At 67.3% G+C, this 23091-nt stretch carries 25 protein-coding genes and 1 other RNA gene; 20 read left to right on the top strand and 6 right to left on the bottom strand.

What is annotated here, in order from left to right; translation table 11 throughout:
- The first annotated feature begins 130 nt into the window (after nucleotides 1–130).
- Genes cydP through cydX form a run of 4 tightly spaced genes read left to right on the top strand, consistent with a single transcriptional unit; the run spans nucleotide 131 to nucleotide 3212 of the window.
- Nucleotides 131–349 carry a cytochrome oxidase putative small subunit CydP gene (cydP, locus tag ACZ6YI_RS10085; RefSeq protein WP_440329086.1) on the top strand — a complete coding sequence of 73 codons (219 nt, stop codon included), beginning with the start codon at nucleotides 131–133 and terminating at the stop codon, nucleotides 347–349.
- Entirely contained in the window at nucleotides 346–1920 is a 1575-nt protein-coding gene (locus tag ACZ6YI_RS10080; RefSeq protein ID WP_465778520.1) for a cytochrome ubiquinol oxidase subunit I, read from the top strand. Before cydP ends, ACZ6YI_RS10080 begins: the two co-directional genes overlap by 4 nt.
- A gap of 13 nt (nucleotides 1921–1933) precedes the next feature.
- Nucleotides 1934–3064 carry a cytochrome d ubiquinol oxidase subunit II gene (gene cydB / locus ACZ6YI_RS10075; protein ID WP_465778519.1) on the top strand — a complete coding sequence of 377 codons (1131 nt, stop codon included), beginning with the start codon at nucleotides 1934–1936 and terminating at the stop codon, nucleotides 3062–3064.
- Nucleotides 3065–3080: 16 nt separating this feature from the next.
- Complete coding sequence (gene cydX, locus ACZ6YI_RS10070) at nucleotides 3081–3212, top strand: cytochrome bd-I oxidase subunit CydX (RefSeq protein ID WP_465778518.1); 132 nt, start codon at nucleotides 3081–3083, stop codon at nucleotides 3210–3212.
- A gap of 80 nt (nucleotides 3213–3292) precedes the next feature.
- Here cydX and ACZ6YI_RS10065 read toward each other — a convergent pair whose 3' ends face one another.
- On the bottom strand, nucleotides 3293–4531 hold the full coding sequence (locus ACZ6YI_RS10065) for an aminopeptidase P N-terminal domain-containing protein (RefSeq protein WP_465778517.1): 1239 nt from the start codon (nucleotides 4529–4531) through the stop codon (nucleotides 3293–3295).
- A gap of 44 nt (nucleotides 4532–4575) precedes the next feature.
- A complete protein-coding gene (locus ACZ6YI_RS10060) occupies nucleotides 4576–5142 on the bottom strand; it encodes a UPF0149 family protein (RefSeq protein WP_440329078.1) in 567 nt (188 codons plus the stop codon).
- Nucleotides 5143–5257: 115 nt separating this feature from the next.
- On the opposite strand from ACZ6YI_RS10060, the gene ACZ6YI_RS10055 reads away from it, so the two are divergent.
- The 11 genes from ACZ6YI_RS10055 to ACZ6YI_RS10005 all read left to right on the top strand — a co-directional run bounded on the left by ACZ6YI_RS10055 (nucleotide 5258) and on the right by ACZ6YI_RS10005 (nucleotide 14852).
- Nucleotides 5258–5482 carry a TIGR02449 family protein gene (locus ACZ6YI_RS10055; RefSeq protein WP_247329781.1) on the top strand — a complete coding sequence of 75 codons (225 nt, stop codon included), beginning with the start codon at nucleotides 5258–5260 and terminating at the stop codon, nucleotides 5480–5482.
- Between the two features lie 8 nt (nucleotides 5483–5490).
- Nucleotides 5491–5799 (top strand): cell division protein ZapA, encoded by a 309-nt coding sequence (locus tag ACZ6YI_RS10050; protein ID WP_440329076.1) that lies wholly within the window; start codon nucleotides 5491–5493, stop codon nucleotides 5797–5799.
- An 8-nt stretch (nucleotides 5800–5807) separates the two neighbouring features.
- A non-coding RNA gene (ssrS, locus tag ACZ6YI_RS10045) (6S RNA) lies at nucleotides 5808–5991 on the top strand.
- Nucleotides 5992–6099: 108 nt separating this feature from the next.
- Nucleotides 6100–6711: a 5-formyltetrahydrofolate cyclo-ligase gene (locus tag ACZ6YI_RS10040; protein WP_440329074.1), complete on the top strand. Its 612-nt coding sequence runs from the start codon at nucleotides 6100–6102 to the stop codon at nucleotides 6709–6711.
- On the top strand, nucleotides 6708–7166 hold the full coding sequence (locus tag ACZ6YI_RS10035; RefSeq protein ID WP_440329072.1) for an EVE domain-containing protein: 459 nt from the start codon (nucleotides 6708–6710) through the stop codon (nucleotides 7164–7166). The genes ACZ6YI_RS10040 and ACZ6YI_RS10035 overlap by 4 nt, the downstream gene beginning before the upstream one ends.
- A complete protein-coding gene (rpiA, locus tag ACZ6YI_RS10030) occupies nucleotides 7163–7816 on the top strand; it encodes a ribose-5-phosphate isomerase RpiA (RefSeq protein ID WP_465778516.1) in 654 nt (217 codons plus the stop codon). The genes ACZ6YI_RS10035 and rpiA overlap by 4 nt, the downstream gene beginning before the upstream one ends.
- A 129-nt stretch (nucleotides 7817–7945) precedes the next feature.
- Entirely contained in the window at nucleotides 7946–9397 is a 1452-nt protein-coding gene (locus tag ACZ6YI_RS10025) for a DNA recombination protein RmuC (RefSeq protein WP_465778515.1), read from the top strand.
- A 48-nt stretch (nucleotides 9398–9445) separates the two neighbouring features.
- Nucleotides 9446–10042: a GTP cyclohydrolase I FolE gene (gene folE / locus ACZ6YI_RS10020; RefSeq protein WP_331641818.1), complete on the top strand. Its 597-nt coding sequence runs from the start codon at nucleotides 9446–9448 to the stop codon at nucleotides 10040–10042.
- A 2-nt stretch (nucleotides 10043–10044) separates the two neighbouring features.
- Nucleotides 10045–11355, top strand: coding sequence for a hypothetical protein (locus ACZ6YI_RS10015; RefSeq protein ID WP_465778514.1), 1311 nt, complete (start codon nucleotides 10045–10047; stop codon nucleotides 11353–11355).
- Nucleotides 11348–12067, top strand: coding sequence for a hypothetical protein (locus ACZ6YI_RS10010; protein ID WP_465778513.1), 720 nt, complete (start codon nucleotides 11348–11350; stop codon nucleotides 12065–12067). Before ACZ6YI_RS10015 ends, ACZ6YI_RS10010 begins: the two co-directional genes overlap by 8 nt.
- Nucleotides 12060–14852, top strand: coding sequence for an AAA family ATPase (locus ACZ6YI_RS10005; RefSeq protein ID WP_465778512.1), 2793 nt, complete (start codon nucleotides 12060–12062; stop codon nucleotides 14850–14852). The genes ACZ6YI_RS10010 and ACZ6YI_RS10005 overlap by 8 nt, the downstream gene beginning before the upstream one ends.
- Nucleotides 14853–14946: 94 nt before the next feature.
- Here ACZ6YI_RS10005 and ACZ6YI_RS10000 read toward each other — a convergent pair whose 3' ends face one another.
- Nucleotides 14947–15555 (bottom strand): EGFR-like transmembrane domain-containing protein, encoded by a 609-nt coding sequence (locus tag ACZ6YI_RS10000; RefSeq protein ID WP_465778511.1) that lies wholly within the window; start codon nucleotides 15553–15555, stop codon nucleotides 14947–14949.
- 201 nt (nucleotides 15556–15756) lie between these two features.
- On the bottom strand, nucleotides 15757–16710 hold the full coding sequence (gene cysK, locus ACZ6YI_RS09995) for a cysteine synthase A (protein WP_465778510.1): 954 nt from the start codon (nucleotides 16708–16710) through the stop codon (nucleotides 15757–15759).
- Nucleotides 16711–16788: 78 nt separating this feature from the next.
- Here cysK and ACZ6YI_RS09990 point away from each other — a divergent pair, with 78 nt between their 5' ends.
- The 4 genes from ACZ6YI_RS09990 (at nucleotide 16789) to ACZ6YI_RS09975 (ending at nucleotide 21077) form a co-directional block, all read left to right on the top strand.
- Nucleotides 16789–17139 (top strand): EF-hand domain-containing protein, encoded by a 351-nt coding sequence (locus ACZ6YI_RS09990; protein ID WP_465778509.1) that lies wholly within the window; start codon nucleotides 16789–16791, stop codon nucleotides 17137–17139.
- A gap of 57 nt (nucleotides 17140–17196) precedes the next feature.
- Nucleotides 17197–18384, top strand: coding sequence for a cation:proton antiporter (locus ACZ6YI_RS09985; RefSeq protein ID WP_465778508.1), 1188 nt, complete (start codon nucleotides 17197–17199; stop codon nucleotides 18382–18384).
- Nucleotides 18377–19636, top strand: coding sequence for a TCR/Tet family MFS transporter (locus tag ACZ6YI_RS09980; protein WP_465778507.1), 1260 nt, complete (start codon nucleotides 18377–18379; stop codon nucleotides 19634–19636). Before ACZ6YI_RS09985 ends, ACZ6YI_RS09980 begins: the two co-directional genes overlap by 8 nt.
- Before the next feature lie 73 nt (nucleotides 19637–19709).
- Nucleotides 19710–21077, top strand: a complete 1368-nt coding sequence (locus ACZ6YI_RS09975; RefSeq protein WP_465778506.1) for a GGDEF domain-containing protein — start codon at nucleotides 19710–19712, stop codon at nucleotides 21075–21077.
- Between the two features lie 98 nt (nucleotides 21078–21175).
- Here ACZ6YI_RS09975 and ACZ6YI_RS09970 read toward each other — a convergent pair whose 3' ends face one another.
- Together ACZ6YI_RS09970 and ACZ6YI_RS09965 are read right to left on the bottom strand one after the other, a co-directional pair.
- Complete coding sequence (locus ACZ6YI_RS09970; RefSeq protein ID WP_465778505.1) at nucleotides 21176–21871, bottom strand: VIT1/CCC1 transporter family protein; 696 nt, start codon at nucleotides 21869–21871, stop codon at nucleotides 21176–21178.
- Nucleotides 21868–22470 carry an FUSC family protein gene (locus ACZ6YI_RS09965; protein ID WP_465778504.1) on the bottom strand — a complete coding sequence of 201 codons (603 nt, stop codon included), beginning with the start codon at nucleotides 22468–22470 and terminating at the stop codon, nucleotides 21868–21870. Before ACZ6YI_RS09965 ends, ACZ6YI_RS09970 begins: the two co-directional genes overlap by 4 nt.
- A 77-nt stretch (nucleotides 22471–22547) precedes the next feature.
- Between ACZ6YI_RS09965 and ACZ6YI_RS09960 the strand changes: the two genes are divergently transcribed.
- Entirely contained in the window at nucleotides 22548–23057 is a 510-nt protein-coding gene (locus ACZ6YI_RS09960) for a DUF1993 domain-containing protein (RefSeq protein WP_440329044.1), read from the top strand.
- Nucleotides 23058–23091 lie beyond the last annotated feature (34 nt).

Below are 23091 nucleotides of genomic sequence, written 5' to 3'. Positions count from 1 at the left end.
GCTCGGCCCCAGGGGTAGTACGCGCAAGAATCGCGGTCGGGCCACTGCGACAATCGGCCATCGGTCGCCAGTGAACATGCAGGCATAAGCTTCCCGCAGTTGTTCCCAGACCATTGCCGGAGTCGCACCCATGGATGTCGACGTCCCAACAAGGCGCCCGCGCTGGCGCGACAAACCGCTGCCGAGGCTTGCCCTCGAGCTCTCGGTGATCGTCGTCGCCAAGCTCGCCCTGCTGATGCTCATCTGGTACATCGCCATCCGGCCCCTGCCGCGCGCGGACGTCTCGCCCGCAGGCGTCAGCCGCGCGCTCGCCCCCGCTTCCGCATCCACCCAGGAAACCAAGCCATGATCGTCGTCGACCCCGAAGTCGTCGGCCTGTCACGCATGCAGTTCGCGCTGACGGCGCTTTATCACTTCCTGTTCGTACCGCTAACGCTGGGCCTCGCCTTCATGCTCGCCATCATGGAGAGCGTGTACGTGATGACCCGGCGCGAGATATGGAAACGCATGACCCAGTTCTGGGGCGTGCTGTTCGGCATCAACTTCGCCATGGGCGTTGCCACCGGCGTCACCATGGAGTTCCAGTTCGGCACGAACTGGGCTTACTACTCACACTACGTCGGCGACATCTTCGGCGCGCCGCTCGCGATCGAAGGCATGATGGCCTTCTTCCTCGAGTCCACCCTCGTAGGCGTGTTCTTCTTCGGCTGGGAGCGCACCACGCCGCTGAAGCACATGATCGCCACCTGGTTCATGGCCTTCGCGACCTCGCTTTCCGCGCTGTGGATCCTGATCGCCAACGGCTGGATGCAGAACCCGGTCGGTGCGGCGTTCAACGCGCAGACCATGCGCATGGAGGTCACGAAGTTCAGCGACGTGATCTTCAACCCGGTGGCCCAGGCCAAGTTCGTGCATACGGTGAGCGCGGGCTACACGATGGGCGCGATGTTCGTGCTCTCGATCAGCGCGTGGTACCTGCTGCGCGGGCGCAACATCGATTTCGCCAAGCGCTCGATGACGGTGGCGGCCAGCTTCGGCCTCGCCGCCTCGCTGTCCGTCGTGGTACTGGGCGATGAGTCGGGCTACACCGTGTCGGAAAACCAGAAGATGAAGATGGCCGCGATCGAGGCCATGTGGGAGACCGAACCCGCGCCCGCGTCGTTCACGCTGTTCGGCTTCCCCGACGTGGCGAAGCGCGAAACGCATGCCGCGATCCGCGTGCCCTGGGTCATGGGCCTGATCGGGACGCGTTCCATCGATGAACCCATCCTCGGCATCCACTCGCTGGTCGATGAAGCCAAGGTGCGCATCAACGATGGCATCAAGGCCTACGACGCCATGCTGGTGCTGCGTGAGAACAAGGATGATGCGCAGGCGAAAGCGATCCTCGCTGCGCACGACAAGGACATGGGCTATGCGCTGCTGCTGAAGCGATTCATGGATGACCCGCGCAAGGCGACCCCGGCCGATATCGAACGTGCGGCCGAGAGCACCATTCCCAATGTGCCGGTGCTGTTCTGGTCGTTCCGCCTCATGGTGGCCTGCGGACTCTGGTTCATCGCGCTGTTCGCTTATGCGTTCTGGCGCGCCAGCAAGCGTCGGCTCGAGGGGCGCCGCTTCCTCCGCGTCGCGCTATGGAGCATGCCCTTGCCTTGGGTGGCCGCGGAGCTCGGCTGGATCGTCGCCGAGTACGGGCGCCAGCCGTGGGCGATCGAGGGCGTGCTGCCGACCGCCATGGGCGCGTCGGCGCTCGCGCCCGGCCAGGTCTGGATCTCGCTCGGCGGCTTCGTGCTGTTCTACACGGCACTGGCCGTGATCGACGGTTACCTGATGGTGAAGTTCGCGAAGAAGGGACCGGATGGCCTCGGCATGTGGCCACCTTCGCCCGAGCCCCTCCCCGCCACGGCCCAGGCGGCCTGAAGGAGCACGCGCCATGCTTGATTACGAAACACTCCGTGTGATCTGGTGGGCCCTGATCGGCGTGCTGCTCAGCGCGTTCGCGATCATGGATGGCTTCGACTTCGGCGTCGCCGCGCTGCTGCGTGTGCTGGGCCGCGATGAACACGAACGCCATGTGCTGCTCGAGACGATCGAGCCGACGTGGGAGGGCAACCAGGTGTGGTTCGTCCTCGGCGGCGGTGCGGTGTTCGCCGCGTGGCCGCTGCTCTACGCGGCATCGTTCTCCGGGCTGTACGTGGCGATGTTCATCCTGCTGCTGGCCTTCATCGTCCGGCCGGTGGGCTTCAACTTCCGCGAGAAGGTGGAGAACACGCACTGGACGCGCACCTGGGATTACGGGCTGGTCGCGTCGGGCGTCATCGTCATGACAGTGTGCGGCGTGGCGTTCGGCAACCTGTTCCTCGGCCTGCCGTTCCATTACGACGCCGACCTGCGCATGGCCTGGGATGGCAGCTTCTTCGAACTGTTCCGCCCGTTCGCGCTGCTGTGCGGCCTGGTGAGCCTGAGCATGCTGCTGACCCACGGCGCGGCATGGGTGTCGATGAAAGCCGATGTGAGCATCGCAGCGCGTGCGGCGGTGATCGCCCGGGTGATGTCGCTCGTGTACGTCGTGCTGTTCGTGCTGGCCGGCATCTGGCTGGCGTACGGCATCCCGGGTTATGCGGTGGCTGGGCCGGTCGTCACGGACGGCATCTCGAACCCGCTGACGAAGCAGGTTGCGGTCGGTGCCTCGTGGTTCGCGGGGTATCTCACCCACCCGTGGTTCTGGGCCGCACCGGTCGTGGCCTTCGTGGGCGCGCTCGGCGTGCAGCTGTTCGTGTCGCGCCAGGGCTTCCTGGGCTTCTTCAGCAGCTGCCTGTCGGTGGCGGGCACCATCTGCGCCGCGGGTTTCGCGCTGTTCCCGTTCCTGATGCCATCGTCGGTGGATCCGCGCTCGAGCCTGACGGTGTGGGATGCCTCGTCGAGCCAGGGCACGTTGTTCCTGATGATGTGCCTGGTCGCGTTCTTCCTGCCAATCATCATCCTCTACACGACCTGGGTGTTCCGCGTGATGCGCGGCCGGGTCAGCCTCGAACAGGTGCGCAAATCGCACCACATGTACTGAAGGAGGAAAACACACCATGTGGTACTTCGCCTGGATCCTCGGCCTTGGCCTGGCCTGCACCTTCGCCATCCTCAACGCGATGTGGTTCGAAGTTAACGCCGACGACGCCGCCCACCAGAAGAAAGACCCGAAGGTCAGCGCGAAGTAGGGAGCGACCTTGTGGGAGCGCGCTTGCGCGCGATGGGGCTTCCCGCAAGCACCCATCGCGTGCAAGCACGCTCCCACAGATCAAAACGCCGCGGGGTCCTTTGGCACCATCGCCGTCATGACCTCGGGCGCGCCCCGGGTCACCACAACGTCATCCTCAATGCGGATGCCGATGCCGCGCCAGCGCTCGGCCACGCCCTTGTCGCCCGGCGGGATGTAGATGCCGGGCTCCACGGTGAGCACCATGCCTTCCTCGAGGACGCGCGGTTCGCCGTCGATGCGGTAGTCGCCGACGTCGTGCACGTCCAGCCCGAGCCAGTGGCCGGTCTTGCTGGGGAAGTACGCCTTGTAGGTACCTTCAGCGATCACGCGGTCGACGCCGCCCTTGAGCAGGCCGAGCGCGCAGAGGCCGGTAGCGATCACGCGCACGGCCGCCTCATGCGAATCAGCGAAGGAACGCCCGGGCCGTACCGCATCGATCGCGGCGAGCTGGGCCTCGTGCACGATGTCGTATAGCGCGCGCTGCTCCGGTGAGAACGTGCCGTCCACCGGGTAGGTGCGGGTGATGTCCGAGGCGTAGCACTCGACCTCGGCGCCGGCATCGACCAGGAGCAGGTCACCCGCCTTGAGGACGGCGCGATTGGCCTGGTAATGCATGATGCAGGCGTTGGCACCCCCGGCGATGGTCGGCGGGAAGGCCGGCACGGCGCCGCGGCTGCGGATGGTGCGGAGGATCTCGCCCTCGATCTCGTATTCGGCCACGCCAGGGCGGGCCATGGCCATGGCGGCCAGGTGCGCGGCGCCGGCCACCTCGGCCGAACGACGCATCAGGGCCAGTTCGTCGCGTGACTTGAACAGGCGCAGGTCGTGCAGCAGGTGGCCCAGGGCCACCAGGTCCTTCGGCACGACGCCACCGCCGCGCGCGGTACGCAGGCGGCGCATCCAGGCGAGCAGGCGGGCATCGAAGTCGGGTTCCTGGCCGAAATGGCAGTACACCCGCGCCCTGCCCTCGATCATCCCGGGCAGGATGTCGTCGATATCGTCGATCGGAAACGCGTCATCGAGCCTGAGTTCGCGCGCCGCACGGTCGGTGCCCATGCGCTCGCCATCCCAGCGCTCGCGGTCGGCATCGCGCTCGCGGCAGAACAGGACCGTCTCGCCATGCGCGCGGCCAGGCAGCAAGGCCAGCACGGCCTCCGGTTCGTCAAACCCGGTGAGGTAATGGAAGTCGGAATCCTGCCGGTACGGCCAGGGCGCGTCCGCGTTGCGCATGCGCTCCGGCGCGGCGGCAAGGATCAGTACGGCATCCTCGCCGGCCATGCGCATCAGCTCCCGGCGCCGCCGGGCGTATTCCGCCGCCGCGATCAATGCAGGGTATCGCTGGCCGGTTCCTGGCGCGGGGCCATTTCCGCATGCAGGGTCAGCGCGCCGACGCGCACGTATTCCTCCAGCTCGGTGAGGGAATCCTCGTCGCCTTCCACATCCTCATCGAGGGTGACCTCGGTCGAAGCGATGGTGGCCATGTCGCGGAGGATTTCACGGGCGTCTTCGCTCAGCTTCTTCGCCGCCTCGGGCGATCCGCCCAGGCCGAAACCGCCGAGGAAGCCGCGCGTCCAGTCGGCAAGGCCTTCGACGCGCTCGTGCAGCGGGGCCTCGTCATCGGGGATCCACGGCATGAAGCTCAGGTCGGTATCCGCGAGCCATTCCTCCGTCTGGTGGCGCAGGCGCAACAGCGTCGCGGTTTCTTCCGTGGTAAGCGCCGGATCCGGCTCGAGTTTCAATGCGTCCAGCACGTTACCGGCCGGAAACGTGCCGCCGGCACTGATGTAACCGACGAGCGAGCCGTGGAACTCGCTGACGGTGGTCCCCAGGTTGCAGCGCCCGATCAGTTCGGCGATGTCTTCGGGGTCGACGGTCTGGTTGGCCGACATGGCGCGTACTCCTCAAGAATCGCCTTTAAGTCTAATCCACCCGGCCAGCTGTCACGTGGAGGAATTACGCTTCACGGCCTGCTGACAACTCGCGAAGCCCTGTTATAGTCCGCGCATGACGAACCCGGATGCCTTCAAGACCGAACTGGAAGCCCTGAGCGCCACGCTCGACCGGCTCGTCGATACCGTCCGTCGCCTGACGGAGGAGAACCGCAGCCTGCGCCACAGCCAGGAACAACTGGCCAATGAGCGTGCGAGCCTGATGGCGCGCAACGAGCAGGCCCGCAGCCGCGTCGAAGCCATGATCCAGCGCCTGAAGGCGCTGGAGAACACGGGTTGAATCCACGTATGAACGCACCTGCCTCCGAACCCGTCGCCCTGCGGTTCCTCGACCGCGAATTTCACATTGCCTGCGCGCCCGAAGAGCGTGAAGGCCTGCTGGCGGCCGGGCGTTACCTGGATGACAAGATGCGTGCGCTGAAATCCAGCGCGAAGGTGCCTGGTTTCGACCGCATCGCCGTACTGGCGGCCGTGAGCATCGCCCACGAGCTGCTCTCGCTGCGCGGGCAGCACAACACGCAGGAACAGTCCCTGACCGACGGACTGGCCGCGCTGCGCAAAAAACTTGATGGCCTGCTCGACGCCTCGGTAAAATAACCACCGGGCGTTCCCTGCGGTGCTCGCCAGCGCACTTTACATTTGCCTTGTTCCTACATACGACCCCGGGTCGGCCATACACGGTTGTTGCGCATGTCCGCCTTCGTACGGAAAGCCTTGAGACCGTGTGGCTCTCCCACCTGATCCTTTGGATCAAGGTCGTTTGGTGCGCAGCGGCATCGCGGAGAACGCCTCTTTCTTTTGCCGGCCGGCCCCGCCTGGGGCCGGTCAGCGCCTTGCCCGCGGCACCGGGCGTGGCGGCTCACGGGCGCCCAGACCGTGCCGTTCGGCTGAACGACCATGTCAAAGCTCCCCGAAAGACGTGAACTGCGGGCCGACCTTGTCCAGCGCCGCCGCGAGCTCAAGCCCGCCGAGCGCGTTGCCGCGGCCGCAGGCCTGCGCCATTCGCTGGAACAACTGCCTGAATTCCTTACCGATAAGCACGTGGCCGGCTACTGGGCCACGGGTGGCGAGTTGCCGCTGAACGTGGCGATCGGCCCGCTGGCCGAGCGTGGGCAGACCTTCTACCTGCCCATCGTGACCAAGACCGCCGGCAAGAAGCGCCTTACGTTCGCCCCGTGGACCACGGGCGAGGACGTGGAATCGAACGAGCTTGGCATCCCCGAGCCCAAGGCCGCGTCGCACATCATCGAGGCCGAAAAGCTCGACCTGGTGCTGGTGCCGCTGCTTGGCTTCGACCGTAACGGCAATCGCCTGGGTTTCGGCGGCGGCTACTACGACCGCAGCTTCGAGTTCCTCCGCGGGCAGAAGCGCCCGGCGCAGCCGTTGCTCGTGGGCGTGGGCTATGCGTTCCAGGAACTCGATGCGATCGAAACGGCCGAGTGGGACATCAAGCTCGACTACATCGCGACGGACAAGGAACTGATCGACTGCACGGGTGGCGCTGAATGAAATACTGGCTCATGAAGTCCGAGCCGGACGCGTTTTCCATCGATGACCTTGAACGCAAGGGCGTCGAGCCGTGGGATGGCGTGCGCAACTACCAGGCACGCAACTTCATGCGCGATGGCATGAAGGTGGGCGACAAGATCTTCTTCTACCACTCGAACACGGATGTCCCCGGCATCGTCGGCATCGCGACCGTCGCGTCGCCGGCGTACCCGGACGAAAGCCAGTTCAATCCGAAATCGAAGTACTACGACGAAAAGGCGAAGCGTGAAGAGCCGCGCTGGATGCTGGTCGATGTGAAGTTCGAGCGGAAGTTCAAGCGGACGATCTCGCTGGATGAAATGAAGAACCTCGACGCGCTCGCGGAGATGCCGCTGGTGCGCAAGGGCAACCGTCTGTCGGTCATGCCTGTCGCCAAGCACGACTGGGACATCATCCTCAAGCTGGAAAAAGCATGAGCCAGGACAACGAGAAGCGCCTCGCCGCCGAAACCGCCGCGTTCAAGTACGTGGGCAACGGTCCGAAGGACCGCATCATCGGCGTCGGCACCGGATCCACGGTGAATTTCTTCATCGATGAGCTGCCGCAGTACCGCGATTACATCAAGGCCTGCGTTTCCAGTTCCGAGGGTTCCAGCGAACGCCTGCGCAAGCTCGGCTTCGACGTCATGGACCTGAACGCCGCGGGCCGCCTCGATCTTTATGTCGATGGCGCCGACGAGTGCGACGGCAACAAGTGTCTGATCAAGGGCGGCGGCGCGGCGCTCACCCGCGAAAAGATCGTCGCTGCGGCGTCGGACAAATTCGTCTGCATCATCGATGCCAGCAAGCAGGTCGACGTGCTGGGCAAGTTCTCGCTGCCGATCGAAGTGATCCCGATGGCGCGCAGCCTGGTGGCCCGCGAGATCACCGCCATGGGCGGTACGCCGGTGTGGCGCGACGGCGTCACCACCGACAACGGCAACTGGATCATCGACGTGCACGGCTGGCGCATCACCGACCCGGTGGCGCTCGAAGCCCAGCTCAACCAGATCACCGGCATCGTCTGCGTCGGCCTCTTCGCCAAACGCGGCGCCGACGTCGTCATCGTCGGCAATCGCGAGATCTGAGACCCCGGAGCGGCACGCTGGCTGCGCTACTGCCCTTGTGGGAGCGCGCTTGCGCGCGATTGGGCGCGGCGAGCACCCATCGCGTGCAAGCACGCTCCCACACGCGCTCCTACAGGTAATCTCTCGCCCATGAATCTCGAAATCGCCCTGCTTGCCGCGCTGCTGCTCGTCGGCATCGCCTGCCTCGCCCTGCTGTTCACCCTGCTCTCCCGCGCTAAACCACGCGATGACGGCAGCGCCACGAAACTGGACGCCCTGCGCGAAGACACCCTCCGCCTGGAAGGTGTCCTCCGTGACGAACAGCGCGCCGGCCGTGGCGAACTGGGCGAGAGCTTCGGCCAGTTCCGCGGCCACGTGCAGGATCAGCTGCAGGCCGCCGCCACCCACCAGCACGAGCGTATCGATGGTTTCGGCCGCCGGCTCGACCAGCTGACCGAGCGCACCGACCTCGGCCTGCAGACGCTGCGCCAGGGCATGCAGGATGACGCCCGCAAGACGCGTGAGGAGTCCGCCCTCACCCTGAAGCACTTCGGCGAGCTGCTCGACCAGCGCTTCACCGCGCTCTCCGCCGATAGCGAAAAGCGCATGGCCGACATGCGCGGCACGCTGGAAACCCGGCTGGCCGCCATCCAGCAGGACAACGCGGCCAAGCTGGAGCAGATGCGCGCCACCGTGGACGAAAAGCTGCAGTCCACCCTCGAGACCCGCCTGGGCCAGTCGTTCCAGCTGGTGTCCGAGCGGCTCGAGGCGGTCCAGCGCGGCCTGGGCGAGATGCAGGCCCTTGCCGCCGGTGTCGGCGACCTCAAGCGCGTCCTGACCAATGTGAAGACCCGAGGCACCTTCGGCGAAGTGCAGCTGGGCGCCTTGCTCGAGCAGATCCTGGTCGCCGAGCAGTACGACGCCAACGTCGCGACGGTGCCCGGTTCGGCCGAACGCGTGGAATTCGCCATCCGCCTGCCCGGCGCCGAGGACGGCGCCCCGGTCTGGCTGCCGATCGATGCCAAGTACCCGATCGAGGATTACCAGCGCCTGCTCGACGCGCAGGATGCCGCGGACGCCGAGGGCGTGCTCAGCGCCGGCAAGGCCCTGGAACTGCGCGTCCGAGAGGAAGCGAAGCGGATCCGGACCAAATACGTGGCGCCCCCGCATACCACGGACTTCGCCATCCTGTTCCTGCCCACAGAAGGCCTGTACGCCGAGGTGATCCGCCGCCCGGGCCTTTCCGACCAGTTGCAGCGCGACCACCGGGTCACCGTGGCCGGCCCGACCACCCTCACCGCCCTGCTCAACAGCCTGCAGATGGGCTTCCGGACCCTGGCGATCGAAAAGCGCTCGTCCGAGGTCTGGCAGGTGCTGGGCGCGGTGAAGAACGAGTTCGGCAAGTTCGGCGTGGTGCTGGAAAAGACCCGCAAGCAGCTGGACACCGTCCGCAACAGCATCGACAACGCCGGGATCCGCACCCGGGCGATCGAGCGCAAGCTGCGCGGCGTGGAGACCCTGGGCGGCGACGAGACCCAGCGGCTCCTGGACCTGGTGCCTGGGGCGGAGGAAGGCGAGCCTGAGGGCGAATCCGAGGACTGAGGCGCGTTACAATGACGGTTTGCTTACGTGCCCGAGGAATCCACCCCGATGAGCGACGACGCCAAGTCCCGTCCGGTCACCCGCGAGCAGGCTGAAGAGGCCGTTCGCACCCTGCTGCTCTGGTCCGGTGAAGATCCGACGCGCGAAGGCCTGCTCGACACGCCCAAGCGCGTGGTCAAGGCTTATTCGGACTGGTTCAAGGGCTACGACGAGGATCCGGCGGAATACCTGCGCCGCACCTTCAAGGAAGTGGAAGGCTACGACGAGATGATCGTACTTCGCGACATCGAGTTCGAGAGCCACTGCGAGCATCACATGGCCCCGATCATCGGCCGCGCGCACGTTGGCTACGTGCCGACCGATCGCGTGGTCGGCATCAGCAAGCTCGCCCGCGTGGTCGATGGCTTCGCCCGCCGTTTCCAGGTGCAGGAGAAGCTGACCGCGCAGATCGCGCATTGCATCGAAGACACCTTGCGCCCGCGCGGCGTCGGCGTGGTGATCGATGCCAGCCACGAGTGCATGACCACGCGCGGCGTGCACAAGCGCGGCGTCTCGATGGTGACCAGCCAGATGCTCGGCAGCTTCCGCGAGGATCCGCGCACGCGTGGTGAATTCCTCCGTTTCGTCGGCGTCGACCGTCGCTGACCTTGAACGGGCCAGCCGATACCACCGTCCACGACGAACGCCTGCAGGATCTCTTCCGCGACGGCGTCGTCGCCGAGGACCTCCCCACCGTCTTCCCGCTGCTGCGCGGGCGCAGCCTGTTGCGCACGTTCTCCGCGCTGTTCCACGGCAGCGAGGCGCAGGTGCTGTTGCGCCTGCTCGTGCTGCGTACGCTGGGTGCGCGCACGCATGCCACCGAGTGGGCGCCGCAGGAGATCCGCGACCACCTGTCGTTCGTCGACCCGGTCAAGCTCGAGACCGTCGTCCAGCGCCTGAAAGACCACGACCTGCTGGTCTACGACGCGGAAACCCTGCGCTACCGCGTCGGCCCCATGGGCCGCAAGGCACTGGGTGCGCTGGCGACCATGCTGGAGTTCGAGAACGACGATGACGATGGCCTCGGCTATCTCACCGCGCAGCTCGCCGCCGGCCAGGCCGTGGGCCGCGTCTCCGCGGATGAACTCGGCCACTTGCTCTCGCGCCTCACCGAGCTGAAGGAAGATTTCGACCGCGCGGTGCTCTCCGGCTCCGAACACCGCATCCGCCGTGCCGCGGAACGCCTCGATTCGGTCTGGACCTGGGTGGAGAAAGGCACCGAGATCGTCGCCGCCATCACCGAGGCCGAGGAACTCGAGCCCGTGGCGCACCGCCTCGCGCAGGCCGTCGGCCGCGCGCAAAGCGCGCTGCTGCGCCAGGCCGGCGTGTTCCAGCGCGAACTCAACAAGATCGACCAGCACCGCGTGCACCTGGGCCGTACCGGCCTGTCGTCGTCGGACCTGGTCGGCTGGCTGCGTGCGCAGGATATCGACACCCTTGCCTCGTTCGAGGAGGGCCAGCTGTCGCTGCCGCTGCCCGCGCCGTTCCTGCACGACCAGATCGCGCTCGACGTCGCCGAATATGAGCTGCTGGAACGCGAACGCCTGGCGGCCGAAGTCACGACGCTCCCGGGCGCTGAAGAACCGCCCGATACGGCCGACCTGCCCATGGGCGAGGAAGACCTGCGTTACCTCGACGACTGGCACGCCGAACTGGCCGCCATCGTGGCGCCGCGCGAACTCGCCGAGACGCTGATCCCGAACGATTACGCATTGTCCGCCTACCGTCTTTCCCTGCTCGGCCTGCTCGGCGACCCTGAATCCGCAGCGCTGGAGGGCGGCACCGCCGACCTCGCCCGCCTGCCGCTCGCGCTGGAAATCGACCCCGTGCTGATCGACCCCGAATTGCCCCAGATCGCGCTGGTGAGCGCCGGGCGCCTGCGCCCGCGCACCGCCGCGAAGGACACCCCCGATGCATGACGAAACCGCCAGCCTGGTGACCCGCCTGCTCGCGCAACGCTGGCTGCCGCGCGATGACGTGCAGGCACGCAAGGCGCTGCTCGACGAGGCCTTCCGCGAAGACCTGGACCGCCGCCTCGAGGCGGTCGGCCTGGAACTGCGCGAACACCCTTACGCCGCGTACATCGGCCTCGCCGTCGCCCGGCGCAGCGAGCGCGCCGTGTTCGGCGGCAGCGACAGCTGGATCAGCAACACCATGCAGCTCGACCGCGACGGCGTCGCCCTGCTTGTGGTGATCTGGGCGCTGATCGTTCTGCCCAAGCGCCAGCGCCAGGTCGAGCGGCAGGAGATCGAGGCCGCCGCGTCGCAGTCGCAGATGTTCGCGGAAGAAAAACCCATTCCGCGTGACCCGACGATCTCACCGGTCATCGCCGAGCGCACCCTGCTCGCCGACTTCGCCGACAAGCTCGGTGGCAAGACGCGCGTGAACTTCAACCTCGGCACGCTGAACCGCCTGGGCTTCATCATCCGCCGCAAGGGCGAAGTAGCCGAAGGGCCGCTGCTCGACCTCGCCTTCGATTACGAGCGCACCGCACGGCGCATCCTCGATGGCGCGCTGGGCGACCTGCTCGCCGATGCCGCGTCGCGCGCGGCGAACGCGCCCGCCGATACGGCCGACGACGAGCCGCTGTACGACACCGAGACCGATCCCGAGGCCACCGACGATGTTTGATTTCCGCAGCCTCGAAGTCGTCCATTGGGATTACTGGCAGCGCTTCAGCCTTCCGCTCGATACCAACATCGTCACCGTCGTGGGCCCGAACGGTTCGGGCAAGACCACGCTGCTCGATGCCCTGCGCACGCTGCTGACCATCGACTGCGCGGGCAACCGCGATTACAAGAGTTACCTTCGCCACAACGGCAAGCCGTTCGCGTGGCTGCGCGCCCGGGTCGGCAACATCCCCGGCCCGAATGGTGAGCGCCCGTTCTTCCCACTGATGGATCGCGAGGTCACCCTGGCCTGCCGTATCCAGAAGAAGGGTGGCGAGTGGACCCGCCAGTACGCCGTGCTCGGCGGCGACGTCAGCGTGGAAGAGATCGAGGCGCGCAACGACTTCCTCGGCCTGCGCGAGTACCGCGTGCGGCTCGAGGGCGCCGGCCTCTCGCAGGCGATCCGCCGCGTGCTCACGCTGGAACAGGGGGCGACCGACAAGCTCTGCCAGCTGCCGCCCAAGGCGCTGCTCGACCTCGTCTTCGACGTGTTCGGCGACAAGGCCGTGCTCGACGATTACCAGCGCGCGCGCAACGAACAGTCCGAGGCCGACCGCGAACAGCACGGCCTGGAGCACCAGCTTTCCCTCATCGGCGTGAGCCTGCAGGAAGCCGAGGCGCGCGCCCGTTCCTACCAGGAATGGAACGCGCTGAAGGACGAGCGCGTGTCGCTCGTTGCCGAAGTGCTCCCGCGTACCGAATTCGCCGACCTCGCCGCCAGCGTGCGTGGCGCCCGCCCGGCGCTGAACGGCGTGAAGCGCCGCGTCGCGGAACTGGAGCAGCGCGATGCCGAACTGACGCGCCAGCTCGGCGAGCTCGATGCCACCGGCGAGCAGCTGCGTGGCGAACAGCACGAGGCGGACATCGCCCGCCAGTCGACGCAGAAGAGCCTCGACGCGGCACGTGCTGCCCTCGCCCAGAACGACCTGGTCATCCGCCAGGAGAATCGCCTGCGTGAAATGGTCGCCGCGCAGAACGGCGCTGACCACGAGCGCCTCGCCGACATCGCCCGCGACGCGCGCGCCCGCCTGCATGCGCTGCAGACGGAAGAGACCGGCCTGCGCCAGGAACTGGGCACGCTCACCACCAAGCTCACCGCCTGGCGCAGCGGCCGTCGCTACACGCCTGAGTTCGAGGCGGCTTTCCGCCGCGCGCTCGATGACGCGGGCATCCGCCACAGCATGCTCAGCGAGATCGTCGAGATCACCCAGCCGCGCTGGCAGCCGGCGGTCGAAGCGGTGCTCGCCGGCTATCGCCATGTCGTGCTGCTGGATGATCCGCGCGATCGCGAGAAAGCCTGGAAGCTCGGCGAATCGATGCGCTACAAGCATTTCGTCGTCGCCGACCGCGCGCCGGCCGAGAAGCCTGTCGCTGGCTCACTGCATGAAGTGGTCGAATTCTCCGCCGCCGCGCCGGACTGGCTGCTGCGCAACCTCGATCGCATCCAGCGCGTGGAAGACGTGCCGGAGGGTTCGAAGCTGGGCCGCGACCAGGACTGGATCACGCCGCAGGGTTATTTCCGTGAGCGCCGCGGCGGCCGCCACCTCGGCGTGGATGACATGTATTTCGGCGCCTCCGCGCGCGAGCGCCAGCTGCGCGATGGCGAAGCGAAGCTGCGCGAGATCGAAGGCCGCCTGCGCGACATCGCCGACGAGCGCAAGACCGCCTCGGCCCAGGCCGGCGATGCGGAGAGCATCCTGCGCGGCGCGAACGCCAGCAGCCAGCTCGCCGATCGTGCGGAAGAGTTCAACGAAGCACGCGAGCAGCAGCCGCGCCTGCAGGAAGACGTCCAGCGCACGGCCGACAGCCACGCCGCCGCCGAGCAGTATTACGAAGGCGTGCGCGAGAAGCGCCTGAAGACCTCCAACGGCCGGGATAACGCCGCGCGCGAACAGCGCACGGTGCAGAACCAGCTGGCGGACTCCGTGCGGCAGTACCACACCTCGCGCGGCGAGCAGGTGGAGCGGCTCAAGGCGTTCCGGGCGAAGCGCAAGGGCGTCGTGCTCGCGCACCGCACGCGCGCTGCCATCGCGGCGCTGCGCGAGCGCTTTGAATCCCCCGCCGCCGTGCGCCGCGAGATGGATCGCGTCGAGCGCCGGCTGGAAGAAGGCCATTGGGAACAGGATCCCAGCGTGCTCGCCTTGCGCGAGAAGCTCGGCGCCGACCATGAAGGCCTGAAGCACGATCTCGAGAAGCGCCGCCTGCACCTCGAACGCGCCGGCCGCATCACGCATGAAGCGCGCGGGGCGTATATCCATGTGCTGCGCAACACCGTGCGGCGCTACGCGAAGAACCTGAAGATCCTCGCCGAGCTCGCCGGCATCGGCGTTGAAGTCGATCTGCCCGAACTCAATAACGACGACCTCGCCCTTGCCTCGGCCGCGCTGCACGTGCGCTTCGAGTTCGACAAGAAGGGCTGGATCGGCATGGACGACGGCGAGGCCTCTGGCGGCCAGCAGGTGATGAAGTCGCTGCTCCTGCTCGTCGCACTGATGCGCGACGAAGACCGCCCCGGCGGCTTTGTGTTCATCGATGAACCGTTCGCCCACCTCGACATCTTCAACATCGACAAGGTCGGCGCGTTCCTCAAGAGCACCCGCGCCCAGTACATCCTGACCACCCCGGCGACGCACAATGTCAACGTGTTCCAGCCCTCGGAGCTGACGCTCGTCACGAGCAAGCGCCGACCGGGCGCGGTCTGGGCACAGCCGCTGGCGGTGCTCCGCCGGCGGGCCGAGGTCGCCTGACACGCCATCGCGCGCAAGCGCGCTCCCACAGGGCATTCGCAGACCTTGTGGGAGCGCGCTTGCGCGCGATGTTTTTCAGCGAGCCGTCAAACGATCAGTACAACCCGCTCTCACCCGGCACCGGGTTGTCCTCACCCGAGCCATCCAGCGCGTCGCCGGAGTCGTTGCTCGCGCGGTAGCGGGTCGGGTCGTGTTCGTCGTATTCCAGTTCGGCCTGCTGCTTGAGCTGGTGACGACGGAGCAGCCACGCGGCGGTAAGCGCGGCGATACCAAGACCGGCACCCACGGCGATCGAGGTGCGCGGATGACTGCGCATCTGTTTACCGGCACGCGCTGCAGCGGCGCTGGCCTGCTTGCCGGCACGTGCGGCGGCCTTGCTTGCGCGCTTGCCGGCACGGGTCGCGGCATTGCCTGCCTGCGCGCCCGCGAGTTCGGCCAGCTCACTGGCCTGTTTCTGTGCGAGGGCGGCCAGGTCGACGGACCGATGGCCTGCGTGGTTGGCGAAACGGCTGGCCCGTTTCTCGGCCTGGGCGAGAAGCTCGCGCACATCATCACCGACGCGCGAGGCGACGACGCCAGCGTGGCCGGCGTACTGCCGGGCGGCGCCCTTCAGCTCAAGCGCACGGTCGTGGGTAAGCGCACCGGCCAGGCGCTGGGCGCGGCCACCGAGTTCCGCCGTGAGGCTCTTGCGGAAGAGGGACATGGGTGGGGTCTCCTTGGGCATGCTGAGGAGTCCACGTTGCCGCCGCGGGCGTGATGATCGTGCGTTGGGGATGTTCCCATCGCGTCATGGGTTCAGCTTTTCCCATGGGTTTGTGGGAGCGGGCTTGCGCGCGATGGGTGCTCGCGGCTAGCCCTATCGCGCGCAAGCGCGCTCCCACAATGGGTCTGGCACTCGAATGCTTTAGAGGCTGTTGAGCCAATCCTCGTCCGTGCCTTCGTTCACGCCTTCGAACAGGAAGGTGGAGAGGTAGCGTTCGCCGGTGTCGGGGAGCATGGCGAGGATGACGCTGCCTTCGGCGGCGCCCTTCGCATACTCGAGTGCCGCGGCGACCGTGGCGCCGGCGGACACGCCGACGAACAGGCCTTCCTCCGCGGCAAGGCGGCGGGCGGTGTCACGGGCGACCACCTCATCGACGACCAAGTCCTGGTCGAAGACCTTGCGGTTCAGAACGTCGGGGACGAAGTCCGGCGTCCAGCCCTGGATCTTGTGCGGCGACCATGGCTTGTCCTGGAGCAGCGGCGCGGCCGCCGGTTCGCAGGCGATGATCTTCACCTCCGGCCGGGCGACCTTCAGCACCTCGCCCACGCCGGTGAGCGTGCCGCCGGTGCCCCAGCCGGTCACGAACGCATCGAGGCGGCGGCCAGCGAAGTCCTGGAGGATCTCGGCGGCGGTGGTCTGGCGGTGGTAGGCCGGGTTGGCCGGGTTCTGGAACTGGCGCGGGAGGAACCAGCCGTGCTTCGCCGCGAGTTCCTCGGCCTTCTTCACCATGCCACTGCCGCGCTCGGCGGCAGGCGTCAGGATGACCTTGGCGCCATAGGCGCGCATGAGCTTGCGCCGCTCGACGGAGAAGGAGTCGGCCATCGTGGCCACGAACTTGTAACCCTTGGCCGCGCAGACCATGGCGAGGGCGACGCCGGTGTTGCCGGAGGTGGCTTCGATCACCGTATCGCCGGGCTTGAGCAGGCCTTTCTGTTCGGCATCGAGGATGACCGCGATGGCCAGGCGATCCTTGACCGACCCACCGGGATTGAAGGATTCCACCTTCGCATACAGACTGACGTGCCTGGGGGCGATGCGGGGCAGGCGCACGATCGGGGTGCGGCCGATCGTGTCGAGGATGCTCTCATGGATCATGGAAGGTTCCCGGATTGGACGCAGTCCTTCGAGAGTACGCCGCTCCGACACGACCGACAAACACCTATGCAGGTTTCCATGTACCGGACTTCCCGCGGCCTGCTGGCCGCCTTCGCCCTCTTCGCCGCCACCGCCGCGGCCGCCCAGGATTTCCCCAGCACGCCGAAGGAATACCTGCGGCGGGTGGACGCCAATGGCGATGGCAAGGTGGATGATGCGGAATACGTCCGTTACATGAGCCAGGGCTTCCAGCGCATGGACATCAATGGCGATGGCGTGATCGATGCGAACGACGGCCCGATGCGCCCCGGTGCCCGACCGATCCACCTGGATGAGTTCCAGCGCAACCTCATCCATCAGTTCCACAAGCTGGATACGAACAAGGATGGCTACCTCAATGCACGCGAGCTGACCCAGCCGCCGCAGTAGCCCGATTGGCGCGGCCGCGCCGGTCAGCTACCCTCTCCCGATCCTGGGGAGGACTTGATGAGTACAACGGAATTGTTCCTGGTCGCCATGGTGATCATCCTTGGCGTGCCTTACCTGATCTGGCGGATCTTCCGCACTGACTACTGGGCACCGCTGGTCGTGGTGCAGATCATGACCGGCATCCTGCTGGGGCCAGGCGTGCTGGGCAAGGCCTTCCCCGATTACTACGCCACGGTGTTCGCGCCGCCGGTCATCGGTGCGCTGAACGGCATCGCGTGGTGGGCTGTCATGTTGTTCGTCATGATCGCCGGCATCGAGCTGGATCTCCGCGAGGTGTGGCGCCAGCGCAAGGAATGCGGGACCACCGCCGCCCTGGCGCTGGGCGCGCCGCTCGCCGCCGGCTGTGCGGCCGCACTGGGCCTCATGGCGTGGCGCAGCGGCTGGATCGGCGAAGGTACCCAGCCCTGGCAGTTCGTGCTGGGCATCGGCATGTCCTGCGCCGTCACCGCCCTGCCGATCCTGATCCTGCTGATGGAGAAGCTCGACATCCTCCGTGCCCCACTGGGCCAGCGCGTGCTGCGTTATGCCAGCCTCGACGACATCGCCATCTGGGCGGTGCTAGCGATCCTGCTGCTGGACTGGAAGCGCGTCGGCCACCAGGCCGCCTTCCTCGCCATCTTCGCCGTTGCGGCGTGGGCGTTCCGCTTGCTGATGGCGCGCCTGAAGGAAACCGACCGCTATTACGTCAGCCTGATCTGGCTTGCCGCCGTGGCCTACGGCGCCGACTGGTGCGGCCTGCACTTCATGGTCGGCGCGTTCCTCGCCGGTGCGATCATGGAGCGCGACTGGTTCGATCTCGAACGCCTCGACGGCCTGCGCCACAACGTGCTGCTGACCATCATGCCGATCTACTTCCTGTCGACCGGCCTGCGCACGAACTGGAACATCGGCGGCACCGCCGTGTTCGTAGCGGCGGGCGTACTGCTGGTGGCGTCGGTCGTCGGCAAGCTGGCCGGCGTCGGCCTGGCGGGCAAGCTGCTCGGCTGGAAGCGTGGCGATGCCTGGCTGATCGGCTGGCTGCTGCAGACCAAGGCCCTCATCATGATCATCTTCGTCAACGTGCTGCTCGATAAGCACATGATCACCAGCGAGACGTTCACCGCGCTGCTGCTCATGGCCGTCGCCAGCACCATGATGACCATTCCCATCGTCGCACCGCGACTGAAAGCACTGGGCTATGTCTGACGCCGAACACACCGTGCTGGCCACCCCCGTGCGTCGCGCGGCGGTGGTCTTCGTCTTCATCACCGTGCTCATCGACATCCTGGCGTTCGGCATCATCATCCCGGTGCTGCCGCACCTGATCGAATCGATGACCGGCGGCACCGTGAGCAACGCCGCGTGGTGGGTGGGCGTGTTCGGCACGGTGTTCGCCGCCGTGCAGTTCTTTTCCTCGCCGATCCAGGGCGCCCTCTCCGACCGGTTCGGCCGGCGCCCCGTGATCCTGCTCTCGAACCTGGGCCTGGGCCTGGATTTCGTGCTGATGGCGCTCGCGCCGTCGCTGTGGCTGCTGTTCGTGGGCCGCATCATTTCCGGCATGACGGCGGCGAGCTTCACCACGGCCAACGCTTACATCGCCGATGTCACGCCGCCGGAAAAGCGCGCGGGCGCGTTCGGCCTGCTGGGCGGCGCGTTCGGCATCGGCTTCATCATCGGCCCGGCGCTCGGTGGTTTCCTCGGCGGCATCGACCTGCGCCTGCCGTTCTGGGTCGCCGCGGGGCTGGCCCTCGCCAACTTCCTGTATGGCTTCTTCATCCTGCCCGAATCGCTGCCGCCGGAACGCCGCGCCGCCCGTTTCGAGCCGCACACCGCGCACCCCATGGGTGCCCTGCGCCTGCTCCGCTGCAGCCCCACGGTGTTCGGGCTGGCCATCGTCACCTTCCTGTTCTACCTGGCGCACTACGTGCTCCAGACCACCTTCGTGCTCTACGCCGATTACCGCTACCACTGGGGCGCGCAGGCGGTGGGCTTCGTGCTGGCCCTGGTTGGTGCGTGCGACGGCTCCGTGCAGGCGTTCCTGACCGGCCGGCTCACCAGCCGCTTCGGCGAGCGGAAGATCCTGGTCACCGGCCTGCTCTTCGGCACGCTGGCCTTCGCGGTCATGGGCCTGGCCAATACCGGCTGGGTGTTCCTGCTCGGCATCCCGCTTATGGCGCTTTGGGGCCTGTCGGGGCCGCCGATGCAATCGATCATGACCCGCTGCGTCTCCGCCGACCAGCAGGGCCGGCTGCAGGGCGCGATCACCAGCCTGGGCAGCTTCGCCGGGATCTTCGGCCCGTACCTGTTCGCGCAGATCTTCGCCTTCTCGATCGCCCCGGAGCGGACGGTCCATGTGCCGGGGGTCGCCTTCCTGCTCGCGGCCGTGCTGATCGGCGTCGGGGCGGTCGTGGCGGCCCGGGCGACGCGGTGGATGCCCGGCCCGCAGGATCCCCCATAAGGCAGATCGAAATTCCCAGATTTCATCGTATGATGCGCGACGTATTTGAGAAACTTCACGCGACGGTCGGGGCGTGCGTTTGGACAGCCAGCTCTGGGAAAATAAATACCGCGAGTCCGTCGAACGGCTCACCCGTGAGGAAGCCCAATGGCGGGCCGTGGAGTCCGTGCTCCGCCAGCTCGTCGCCAGCCTTACCCGCGCCGCCCATGGGGCGCATGACCAGGTCGATCCGCACATCGAGCGCCTGAGCGCGGCGCTTGCCGCCGGGGCGGCGGACGCCATGGTGCTGGAAACCCTTTCCAACAGCCTGCGCGACTCCCTGGAAGGCCTGGCCACCCGGCCCCTGCGCGTCCCGGAAGAGCGCGCCATCCCGATCACCCGGCCGCAGCGCACCGAGTACGGCTCGTCGGTCCAGGCCTCCCTGCACCGCCTCGTCGACCGGATCGTCGTCCAGCCCAAGCTGGCCGACCGCGCCAACGGCCTGCGCCGCGACGTGGCCGATGCGGGCGACCTGGTGGCCCTGGCGACCTGCAGCGACCGCCTCGCCGACCTGGTCAACGAGCAGCGCATCGGTATGCAGCGCGAGATCGATGCCCTGCAGGCGGTGCTGCGCCACGTGGCGGGCCGCCTCGACGAGATGACCCAGTACATGGCCCGCGAGCTCGCGGACCAGTCCACCGGCGAATCCAACGGCCAGGCCCTGGATGCCTCGGTGGCCCACGAGATGCGCCTGCTCAGCGAAGCGATCCTCGAGGCCGAGGATGCGCACGAGCTGCGCGAGCGGGTGAACGCAAGCCTCGAGACGATCGCCGCGTGCTTCCGCGATTTCCGCGAACGCGAGGGCTCGCGCCTCACCGCGTACCGTGACCGCGCCGAGAAGATGCGCCAGCGCGTCGAGCAGCTCGAGACCGAGCGCAATGCGTTGCAGCGTTCGCTGGAGCGCGAGCACGAGCTGGCCCAGACCGACACGATGATCGGCATGCCGAACCGGCTGGCCTACGAGAAGCGTATCGAGGCGGCTTACGAGAGCTGGCTGACGACGTCGCGCGCGCTCTCCATCGCCGCGATCGACATCGACCATTTCAAGAGCATCAACGATACGTATGGGCATACCGCGGGCGACGCGGTGCTGCGTGTGATCGGCCAGGCGCTGCTTAAGCACGTGCGCCCGGTGGATTTCGTCGCGCGTTACGGCGGCGAGGAATTCATTGTCATCTTCGATGGTGCCGATGAAGCCGAATCGCTGCAGGTATGCGAGCGGTTGCGCGGGAAGATCCAGCACCTCGCCTTCCACGCCAGCCGCCAGCCGGTGCGCGTCACCGCCTCGATCGGCGTGGCGCAGTTCCGCCAGGGCGATACACCGCAGTCCGTGTTCGAACGCGCCGACCTCGCGCTTTACACGGCGAAGAACGGCGGGCGTAACCGCTGCGTGGCTGGCTGAGGCCATCGCGCGCAAGCGCGCTCCCACGAAAGCATCGTTCGCAAGCTCACTCCCACAACGCTACAGAGAGGTTGTGGGAGCGCGCTTGCGCGCGATGGCTACGCCGCAACGCCAAATAGCCGCCCAACCACCGCCGTAAGCGCCATCGCCGCCGCACCCCAGAACAGGATCCGCACGACACCGCGCCACATCGCCGCGCCGGCAAGCCGCGCGCTCGTCGCGCCCAACACCGCCAGTGCGGCCAGCGAGACCGCGACCGTCACCGTCGCCATGTGCTCGCGTGGCGTGGCGGCCGTCGCGAGGATCGGCACGATCGCGCCCACGGCGAAGCTGGCCGCCGAGGCCGCGGCCGCCTGCAACGGCCGCGCGGCCGTGGCGGACGACAGGCCCAGTTCGTCGCGCGCATGCGCTTCCAGCGCGTCATGCGCCATCAACTGTTCGGCCACCTTGCGCGCCAGCTCGCGGTCGAGCCCACGGTGCACGTAAATCTCCGTGAGTTCCTTGTGCTCGCCATGCGGGTCCTCGCGCAGCTCGCGCAGCTCCACCGCCAGCTCGGCGCGTTCGCTATCGGCCTGCGAGCTCACGGAAACGTACTCGCCCGCGCCCATCGACATCGCGCCAGCGACCAGGCCTGCCACGCCCGCGATCATCACGCTGGAAGCGCCCGCTTCCGCGGATGCCACGCCGACCAGCAGGCTGGCGGTGGAAAGGATGCCGTCGTTGGCGCCCAGCACGGAGGCGCGCAGCCAGCCCAGGCGGCCTAGCCGGTGGTGTTCGGAATGTTTGCGGATCAACCCTCGTCCCCTTCAGCCTTTGCTTCCACGCGGTGTTCCAGGCGGGATACCAGCCAGCCCACCACCAGCGCGCATACCGTGCCGCATATCACCTCGCCCAGCCGGGATGCGGCCACCTCCCAGCGCGGGCCGGTCGCCGGCACCAGCAGCACGATGGCCGAGGTGATACCGCCGATCTTCGCCGCCGCACCCGCGTTCGCGGTCCAGCACGCCACGGTGACCAGCGCCAGGGCCAGCGCGAACGACACCAGGTCGCCCGTGCCGCCGACCCACAGGCCAAGCAGGCCCGCGATGCCGCCGAAGGTCGTGCCGAGCACCCGGTCGCGGCCCGCCCCGCGCGTGTCGCCATAGTGGGGCTGGGTCACCGCGACCGCGCTGATCGCGGCCCAGAACGCCTCCTCCGGCCTCAGCAGGTAGCCGGCGCCGTAAGCCGTGATCGAGGCGAGCATGGCCTTGAACGCCATGAACAGGCCCACGCGCAGGCGCGATGCGAGCGGCAACCCCTTGAACAGCCGATCGAGCAGCCGTTGCGCCCGGCGCACCCGCAGGATGTCCAGGGCGCCGCGCCGTGTCGACCGTTCTGCCTCGGGCTCGCTCATGCCCCTATCGTAGCTTTTCGCGCGCACAATACGCGCCGCCCCGGCCAGCCGGCCGACCCACCACCAAGAGCCCGTCCATGTCCATCACGATGTACCAGACCACCGTCCCCGTCCTCGTCCGCGCCCTGACGAACCTCTCCGGCGTGCTGAAGAAGGGTGCCGAACACGCGAAGGAACGCAACATCGCCGAAGAAGTGCTGCTGAACACCCGCATCACCCCGGACATGTTCCCCCTGGTCCGCCAGGTGCAGATCGCCACCGACATGGCCAAGGGCGCCGCCTTCCGCCTCGCCGGCGAAGAAGCCCCGAAGATGGAAGACAACGAAACCACGTTCGACCAGCTGCAGGCGCGCATCGCCTCGGTCATCGACATGCTGAAGGGTTTCAAGCCGGAACAGATCGACGGCAGCGAGAACCGCGAGATCGTGCTGAAGCTGCGCTCGGGCGACATGCACTTCAAGGGCCAGCCGTACCTGCTCGGCTTCGTGCTGCCGAACGTCTATTTCCACTGCACCACCGCCTACGCGATCCTGCGCGGCGTCGGCGTGGTGCTCGGCAAGTCCGATTTCATCGGCAAGCCGGAGTAAGCAATCCGGCCGTCGTGGGGGGGGGGGGGGGGGG

Source organism: Luteibacter sp. NPDC104163, from assembly GCF_055584245.1.
This window is presented reverse-complemented; position numbering and strand designations above follow the sequence as displayed.

Coding starts and splice junctions, on each gene's coding strand:
- cydP (WP_440329086.1), top strand. CDS start 131: ATGGATGTCGACGTCCCAACAAGGCGCCCGCGCTGGCGCGACAAACCG.
- ACZ6YI_RS10080 (WP_465778520.1), top strand. CDS start 346: ATGATCGTCGTCGACCCCGAAGTCGTCGGCCTGTCACGCATGCAGTTC.
- cydB (WP_465778519.1), top strand. CDS start 1,934: ATGCTTGATTACGAAACACTCCGTGTGATCTGGTGGGCCCTGATCGGC.
- cydX (WP_465778518.1), top strand. CDS start 3,081: ATGTGGTACTTCGCCTGGATCCTCGGCCTTGGCCTGGCCTGCACCTTC.
- ACZ6YI_RS10065 (WP_465778517.1), bottom strand. CDS start 4,531: ATGGCCGGCGAGGATGCCGTACTGATCCTTGCCGCCGCGCCGGAGCGC.
- ACZ6YI_RS10060 (WP_440329078.1), bottom strand. CDS start 5,142: ATGTCGGCCAACCAGACCGTCGACCCCGAAGACATCGCCGAACTGATC.
- ACZ6YI_RS10055 (WP_247329781.1), top strand. CDS start 5,258: ATGACGAACCCGGATGCCTTCAAGACCGAACTGGAAGCCCTGAGCGCC.
- ACZ6YI_RS10050 (WP_440329076.1), top strand. CDS start 5,491: ATGAACGCACCTGCCTCCGAACCCGTCGCCCTGCGGTTCCTCGACCGC.
- ACZ6YI_RS10040 (WP_440329074.1), top strand. CDS start 6,100: ATGTCAAAGCTCCCCGAAAGACGTGAACTGCGGGCCGACCTTGTCCAG.
- ACZ6YI_RS10035 (WP_440329072.1), top strand. CDS start 6,708: ATGAAATACTGGCTCATGAAGTCCGAGCCGGACGCGTTTTCCATCGAT.
- rpiA (WP_465778516.1), top strand. CDS start 7,163: ATGAGCCAGGACAACGAGAAGCGCCTCGCCGCCGAAACCGCCGCGTTC.
- ACZ6YI_RS10025 (WP_465778515.1), top strand. CDS start 7,946: ATGAATCTCGAAATCGCCCTGCTTGCCGCGCTGCTGCTCGTCGGCATC.
- folE (WP_331641818.1), top strand. CDS start 9,446: ATGAGCGACGACGCCAAGTCCCGTCCGGTCACCCGCGAGCAGGCTGAA.
- ACZ6YI_RS10010 (WP_465778513.1), top strand. CDS start 11,348: ATGCATGACGAAACCGCCAGCCTGGTGACCCGCCTGCTCGCGCAACGC.
- ACZ6YI_RS10005 (WP_465778512.1), top strand. CDS start 12,060: ATGTTTGATTTCCGCAGCCTCGAAGTCGTCCATTGGGATTACTGGCAG.
- ACZ6YI_RS10000 (WP_465778511.1), bottom strand. CDS start 15,555: ATGTCCCTCTTCCGCAAGAGCCTCACGGCGGAACTCGGTGGCCGCGCC.
- cysK (WP_465778510.1), bottom strand. CDS start 16,710: ATGATCCATGAGAGCATCCTCGACACGATCGGCCGCACCCCGATCGTG.
- ACZ6YI_RS09990 (WP_465778509.1), top strand. CDS start 16,789: ATGTACCGGACTTCCCGCGGCCTGCTGGCCGCCTTCGCCCTCTTCGCC.
- ACZ6YI_RS09985 (WP_465778508.1), top strand. CDS start 17,197: ATGAGTACAACGGAATTGTTCCTGGTCGCCATGGTGATCATCCTTGGC.
- ACZ6YI_RS09980 (WP_465778507.1), top strand. CDS start 18,377: ATGTCTGACGCCGAACACACCGTGCTGGCCACCCCCGTGCGTCGCGCG.
- ACZ6YI_RS09965 (WP_465778504.1), bottom strand. CDS start 22,470: ATGAGCGAGCCCGAGGCAGAACGGTCGACACGGCGCGGCGCCCTGGAC.
- ACZ6YI_RS09960 (WP_440329044.1), top strand. CDS start 22,548: ATGTCCATCACGATGTACCAGACCACCGTCCCCGTCCTCGTCCGCGCC.